6 protein-coding genes and 1 pseudogene are annotated in these 5,611 nt (G+C 71.5%); 3 read left to right on the forward strand and 4 right to left on the reverse strand.

Going from position 1 to position 5,611, the window contains the following annotated elements:
- Positions 1–158: 158 nt before the first annotated feature.
- Positions 159–1,346, forward strand: coding sequence for an ABC transporter substrate-binding protein (locus PSH25_RS12935; RefSeq protein WP_238659334.1), 1,188 nt, complete (start codon positions 159–161; stop codon positions 1,344–1,346).
- A gap of 67 nt (positions 1,347–1,413) precedes the next feature.
- On the opposite strand, the gene ddaH is transcribed toward PSH25_RS12935, so the two are convergent.
- The gene (gene ddaH, locus PSH25_RS12940) at positions 1,414–2,247 is read right to left on the reverse strand and encodes a dimethylargininase (protein WP_372492786.1); all 834 of its coding nucleotides are present in this window, start codon (positions 2,245–2,247) and stop codon (positions 1,414–1,416) included.
- A gap of 59 nt (positions 2,248–2,306) precedes the next feature.
- Between ddaH and PSH25_RS12945 the strand changes: the two genes are divergently transcribed.
- Positions 2,307–2,771, forward strand: a complete 465-nt coding sequence (locus PSH25_RS12945) for an Lrp/AsnC family transcriptional regulator (protein WP_238659336.1) — start codon at positions 2,307–2,309, stop codon at positions 2,769–2,771.
- Positions 2,772–2,843: 72 nt separating this feature from the next.
- Positions 2,844–3,800, forward strand: coding sequence for a zinc-binding dehydrogenase (locus tag PSH25_RS12950; RefSeq protein ID WP_238659337.1), 957 nt, complete (start codon positions 2,844–2,846; stop codon positions 3,798–3,800).
- A gap of 6 nt (positions 3,801–3,806) precedes the next feature.
- Here PSH25_RS12950 and PSH25_RS12955 read toward each other — a convergent pair whose 3' ends face one another.
- The 3 genes and pseudogenes from PSH25_RS12955 to PSH25_RS12965 form a co-directional block, all read right to left on the reverse strand.
- A complete protein-coding gene (locus tag PSH25_RS12955; RefSeq protein ID WP_238659338.1) occupies positions 3,807–4,913 on the reverse strand; it encodes a T3SS (YopN, CesT) and YbjN peptide-binding chaperone 1 in 1,107 nt (368 codons plus the stop codon).
- Between the two features lie 81 nt (positions 4,914–4,994).
- Positions 4,995–5,261 (reverse strand): DUF6457 domain-containing protein, encoded by a 267-nt coding sequence (locus tag PSH25_RS12960; RefSeq protein ID WP_238659339.1) that lies wholly within the window; start codon positions 5,259–5,261, stop codon positions 4,995–4,997.
- A pseudogene (locus tag PSH25_RS12965) lies at positions 5,258–5,611 on the reverse strand (bifunctional protein IspD/ispF); the annotation flags it as partial. The gene PSH25_RS12960 and the pseudogene PSH25_RS12965, both read right to left, overlap by 4 nt.

Below are 5,611 nucleotides of genomic sequence, written 5' to 3' on the forward strand. Positions count from 1 at the left end.
TCGGGCTGATCGACCCGGAGTCCGTCGCCTGGCCTCAGGTTCTTACTGTGTTGCGGTCCCTGCACGATGATCACTAGCCATTGACGCAGCGTCGCGGAGCAGGTAGAACGCCGTTGGGGCGGTGTTCGGCCCTGCAACGCTTCCCTGGAAGGAACTCCGTGTCGCAGATGAATCGCAGGCGGGCGCTCCAACTGTTGGCCGCGCTCGGTACCACCGGGTTCGTCGCCGCATGTGGCTCAGACAGTGACGCCGAACCGACCGCCGACCGCGGCCCGATCAAGATCGGGTTGATCACGCCGCAGGCCGGTGGTTTCAAGAGCATCGGCGACGACATCACCAACGGCTTCCAGCTCTTCCTCGACCTGAACGACCAGCGGCTGGGCGGCCACCCGGTGGAGCTGCTGACCGCCGACGAGGGCGACACCGCGAAGACCGGCAAGGCCGCCGTCGAGGGCCTGCTCAAGCAGGGCGTGCTGGCGCTCACCGGCGTGGTCAACTCGGCGGTGATGGTCGGCATCCGGGACACCGTGGAGCAGGCCCGGGTCCCGCTCATCGGCTCCAACGCCTCACCGAGCAGCCTGCAGAGCGTCTTCTACATCTGGCGGACCTCGTACGTGCTCGACGAGGCCGGCCGGGCGCTGGGCCGCTACCTGCGCGACCAGCTGCCGGCGAACGGCCGTATCGCGATCATCATGCCGGAGAACGTCGGCAGCCCGGACGTGGTCCGCGGCTTCCGGCAGGAGTTCGGCGCGACCGACCCGCGGATCGGCGATCCGGTGACCTACACCAACGCCACCCCGAACCCCGGCAAGACGACGTACGCCTCGGACATCACCAAGGCGCTGGCCAAGAGGCCCACCGCGGTCTTCTGCTTCTTCGCCGGGGCGGCCGCCGTGGAGTTCATCAAGCAGCTGCGCGAGAAGTTCGCCGGGCCGATCTACGCACCCGGCTTCCTCACCGAGGGCGCGGTGCTGGAGAACCTGAAGGACAACGCGCTGGGCATCCAGACCGCGCTGAACTACTCGGCCGACCTGAACAACACGTCGAACCGGGTCTTCGCCTCGGCGTACCGCAAGAAGTACCAGGTCACCCCCACCACGTACGCCATGGCGTCGTACGACGCGGCGCAGGTGCTCGACCAGGCCATCCAGCTGGCCGGCGGGAAGCCCACGCCGCAGCAGGTCAACCTGGCCCTGGGCAAGATCGGCCAGATCGACAGCCCGCGCGGTATCTGGCAGTTCAACCAGCCGCGTACCCCGCAGCAGAAGTGGTACCTGCGCGAGGTGCAGCGCGACGGTCAGGTCATGTCGAACGTGCTGATCAACGAGCTGGCCACGCTGGGCTGAACGCCCACCCGGAGCACGATTCGGGGCCGGTCTCCCAGGGGGAGGCCGGCCCCGAGGCGTTCGCGGGTCAGTGCCGCAGCTCGGCGATGCAGCACTTCACGCTGCCGCCGCCCTTCTTCAGCTCGGCCAACTCGACCGGGACAGGGGTGTACCCGGCCGCCTTGAGCTTGCCGGCCAGGCGGGTGGCCTCGCTGTTGAGCACCACGTTCGCGCCGTCGCTGACCAGGTTGAGCCCGAAGGCCATCGCGTCCTCGTCGTCGGCGATCACCGCGTCCGGGAAGAGTTGGGTGAGCACCCGCTGGCTGGCCGCGGAGAACGCGCCCGGGAAGTAGACGACGTTCGCGTCGTCGATGGCCGCGAGCGCCACGTCCAGGTGGTAGAAGCGGGGGTCGATCAGGCGCAGCGACACCACCGGCCGGCCCAGCGCCTCCTGCGCCTCGGCGTGCGCCGGGATCTCGGTCCGGAAGCCGTGCCCGGCAAGGATGAGCCCGCCGTGCGCCTCCGGCACGTACGCGAAGTCGCCCTCACCCTCGTTGGTCTCGCTGGGTGCGATGAACCGCCAGCCCTGCGCCTCGTAGAAGGCGTGGTGGGCGGCGGCCTCGGCGGCCCGCTGCTCGTGCTTGAACCGGGCGCCGTAGACGCTGCCGTCCACCACGAAGCCGCCGTTGGCGGCGTAGACCATGTCGGGCAGGCCCTGCTCGGGGGTGAGCAGGTGCACCTCGTGGCCGAGGCCGACAAGCGTCTCGCGCAGCCGGTCCCACTGCTTGACGGCCAGGTCCCGGTCGACCGGGGTGGTCACGTCCATCCACGGGTTGATCGCGTACTCGACCGCGAAGTACTCCGGCGAGCACATGAGATATGTCCGCTTTCGCGGGAAACGCTGCTGGTTCACGGTCACCAAGAGTAGGTACCGTGGAACTTTGAAAACAGCCACAAGCGTTGCTTCCCAGAGGCGGAACGTTGCAGATAGACGCGGTAGACCAGCGGATCATTGCGTTACTCGTCGCGGACGCCCGCGCGTCGTACGCCGACATCGGCGCTCGGGTGTCACTCTCCGCCCCAGCGGTCAAGCGTCGCGTCGACCGGCTGCGCGCCACCGGCGTGATCAGGGGATTCACCGCTGTCGTTGATCCGGCCGCCGTCGGCTGGACGACGGAGGCATTCGTCGAGCTGTTCTGCGCCGGCCGGACCACCCCGGCGCAGATCGGCGTCGCCGCCCGCCGGCACCCCGAGGTGGTCGGCGCGTACACCGTCTCCGGGGAGGCGGACGCGCTCGTGCACCTGCGCGCCGCCGACATCGCCCACCTGGAGGCAGCGCTGGAGCGACTGCGTGCCGAGTCCTTCGTGACCTCCACCCGCAGCACCATCGTGCTCTCCCGGCTGGTCGAATCGCCCGGCGTCGGCCCGTCCCCCGGCACCTCTTGACCTCAACCCAGGTTGAGGAGGTGGACTGACCCCGAGTGGGCGAGGCAGCCCACCGAGGCCGAGGGGACTGTCATGCGGGCGATCTGGTTACGTGAGTTCGGCGGCCCCGAGGTGCTGGTGCCCGGCCCCGCGCCCGACCCGGTGCCCGGCCCCGGCCAGGTGCTGATCGACGTCGCGCACGCGAACATCACCTTCATCGAGACGCAACTGCGCGCCGGTCGCCCCGGCCCGTTCCGCCTCACCCCACCGCTGATCCCCGGCAACGGCGTCGGCGGGGTGATCACTGCGGTCGGGCCGGACGTCGACCTGGCGCTGACCGGGCAGCGGGTGGTCAGCGCCACCGGAGGTTCCGGCGGTTACGCCGAACGCGCGGCCGTGGACGCGTCGGCGTCGATCGCGGTGCCGGCCGGGTTGGCGCTGGACGAGGCGGTCGCGCTGCTGGCCGACGGGCGGACCGCCACCATGCTGATCGAGGCGGTCGGCGTCCGCCCGGGTGACCGGGTGCTGGTGGAGGCCGCGGCTGGTGGCGTGGGCAGCCTGTTGGTGCAGCTCGCGGTCCGGGCCGGGGCCCGGGTGATCGGCGTGGCCGGTGGGCGACGCAAGGTCGACCTGCTACCCGGCCTGGGCGCCGAGCTGGCCGTCGACTACCTGCTGCCCGAGTGGGCCGAGCAGGTCCGCGCTGCGGTGGGCGGGGTCGACGTGGTGCTCGACGGGGTCGGTGGTTCGGTGGCCCGGGCCGCCTTCGACCTGCTCTCCCCGGGCGGCCGGATGGTCAGCTTCGGGTTGGCGAGCGGGGAGTGGTCCCCGGTGTCGGCGGAGGCCGCCACGGCACGGCAGGTGACCCTGGTCCGGCCGGACGTGCCACCCGCGCGGCTGCGGGCGTACACCGAACAGGCCCTGGCGGACGCGGCGGCCGGCCACCTCCGGCCGCTCATCGGCCAGCGTTTCCCGCTGGAACGCGCCGCCGACGCGCACGCCGCCATCGAGGCGCGCGCGACGGTCGGCAAGACCCTGCTGGACGTGACCTGACCGGGTTCAGAGGTACATGCCGGTGCGGTGCTCCGACTCGTCGCGTCGGACCGGCTTGTCGCCCTCACCGAAGAACCGCTTGCCACCGAACTCGCCGTGCAGGCGGTCGTCCAACTCGTCGGCCAGACCGGTCATCACCTGCACCGCCAGCATCAGATGGGTCGCCTGGAAGTTACGGCCGAACACCGGGATGGACGCCCAGACCGTGTCGTCGGCGCAGTAGAGGCGGCCGATCGGCATCCGGTTCGTCAGCTCGGAGAGCTTGACGTAGAGGCGCTCGGTCGGCTCAACCTCGGTAAGCACCGGAGAGAAGACGTCCACCAGGGGCGGATTGTCCCGCACCCGCACGAAGACCATCGCCGAGCCGGCGCGGATGGTGATGTCGCCGTCCGAGTCGACCTGCAACCGGTCGGTGTCCGACTTCAACATCGTGGAGACCACGGTACGGACCCGGTCGGCCAGGTCGAGCACGTCGTCCCGCTCGACCTGCGCGGCAGCCGCCTCGGCCAACGCCTCCTCCAGGTCCGCCTCCACGTCGGCGTCCGGACCGAACTCGCTGCGCGCGGTGCCCAGCGGGTCCACCGCCAGCGGTTCGCCCTCAGTGTCCTGCACCGAGTAGACGAGGAAGGCCGGGTGCGGAGCGCCGTAGACGTCCCGCAGCGTGCGGGAGAGCAGCGCGGCGACCTGGGTCGACTCGGCCGTCGTGGCGTTCAGCCCGAAGGAACCACCGGAGCCGGCGACCACCCCGGGTGGAGACCAACCGAGCGCGACCATGTCCGCCACCGCACCGCGGTCCAGTCGGTAGCCCGCCGGCAGGGTGGCGTTGCCGACCGCGCGGGCGGACAACACCCGGTCCGCGTCCACGTCCACGCTTATCGAATAGACGGCGTCCCCGGTGCCGGAGGCGGTGGGGTCCAGGGTCACGTCGAGGTGCGCGCCGACGGGAAGTTCCCGCAGCCGTACGGCGAGCGCGCGGGCGAACTCCCGCCACGCCTCGGTCACCTTCGCGCGCAGGTCGGTGGTGCTGGGCTCGTCGAGCAGGATCGATTCCGCCGGCTCAGTCGAAGCGCCGGGCAGCTCACCGTGCGGCGCCGAGGGGTGGTCAGCCGTCATGATCGCCTCCGTCCGTCACGATCACCCTACCCACGCCGCCCGTGGGCCGAATCAGCCCGGACCGGGATCGGACAGCGGCGGTCAGGGGGCCGTCGGATTCGCGGGGTCGGCGCCCAGCTCGACCGGCCAGGCACCCGCCAGCGCGCTGAGCCGGGCCGCAGCGTCCGCCGGCTCCGCGCCCCGGCCAACCGCCAACCCCAAGAGGTACGCGGTGACCGGCGCACCCGGACGCAGCACCTGGTGGGCGACGTCCCGGGCCAGATCCAGCACCGCCGGCACCGGCACCACGGCCGGGTCCAGATCCAACTCGGCGCACACCGCCGTGACCCAGTCGTCCATCACCGTCATCGCGCCCACTCCTCCGCCCGGCGTACGTCCTCGTCAGTGTCGCAGTCGAACCACGGCGGCGGGCCCTCGCCGGACCACGCCACCTCCCGTACGACGAGACCGGCCAGCAGTGCCCGGACCGGTGCTCCGGACAGAGTGCCGCCCCGCTCGACCGTCAACCGGTGCAACGCTTCCCGCAGCGCGGCGACCCGCCAGACACCGCAGAGCGACTGCCGCCGCCCGTCCCCGTCCACGAAGCACGCCCCGTCAGGTCCCCGCTCTCCACCGCCGAGGCCGCTGCGGGCCGACGGAGCCGGAGCAGAGCCGCCGCCCGCCGGGTCGGGGCCCGCCGGGTCGGTGCCGGGGCCCGG

Source organism: Micromonospora foliorum, from assembly GCF_022229015.1.
Classification (GTDB): domain Bacteria; phylum Actinomycetota; class Actinomycetes; order Mycobacteriales; family Micromonosporaceae; genus Micromonospora; species Micromonospora foliorum.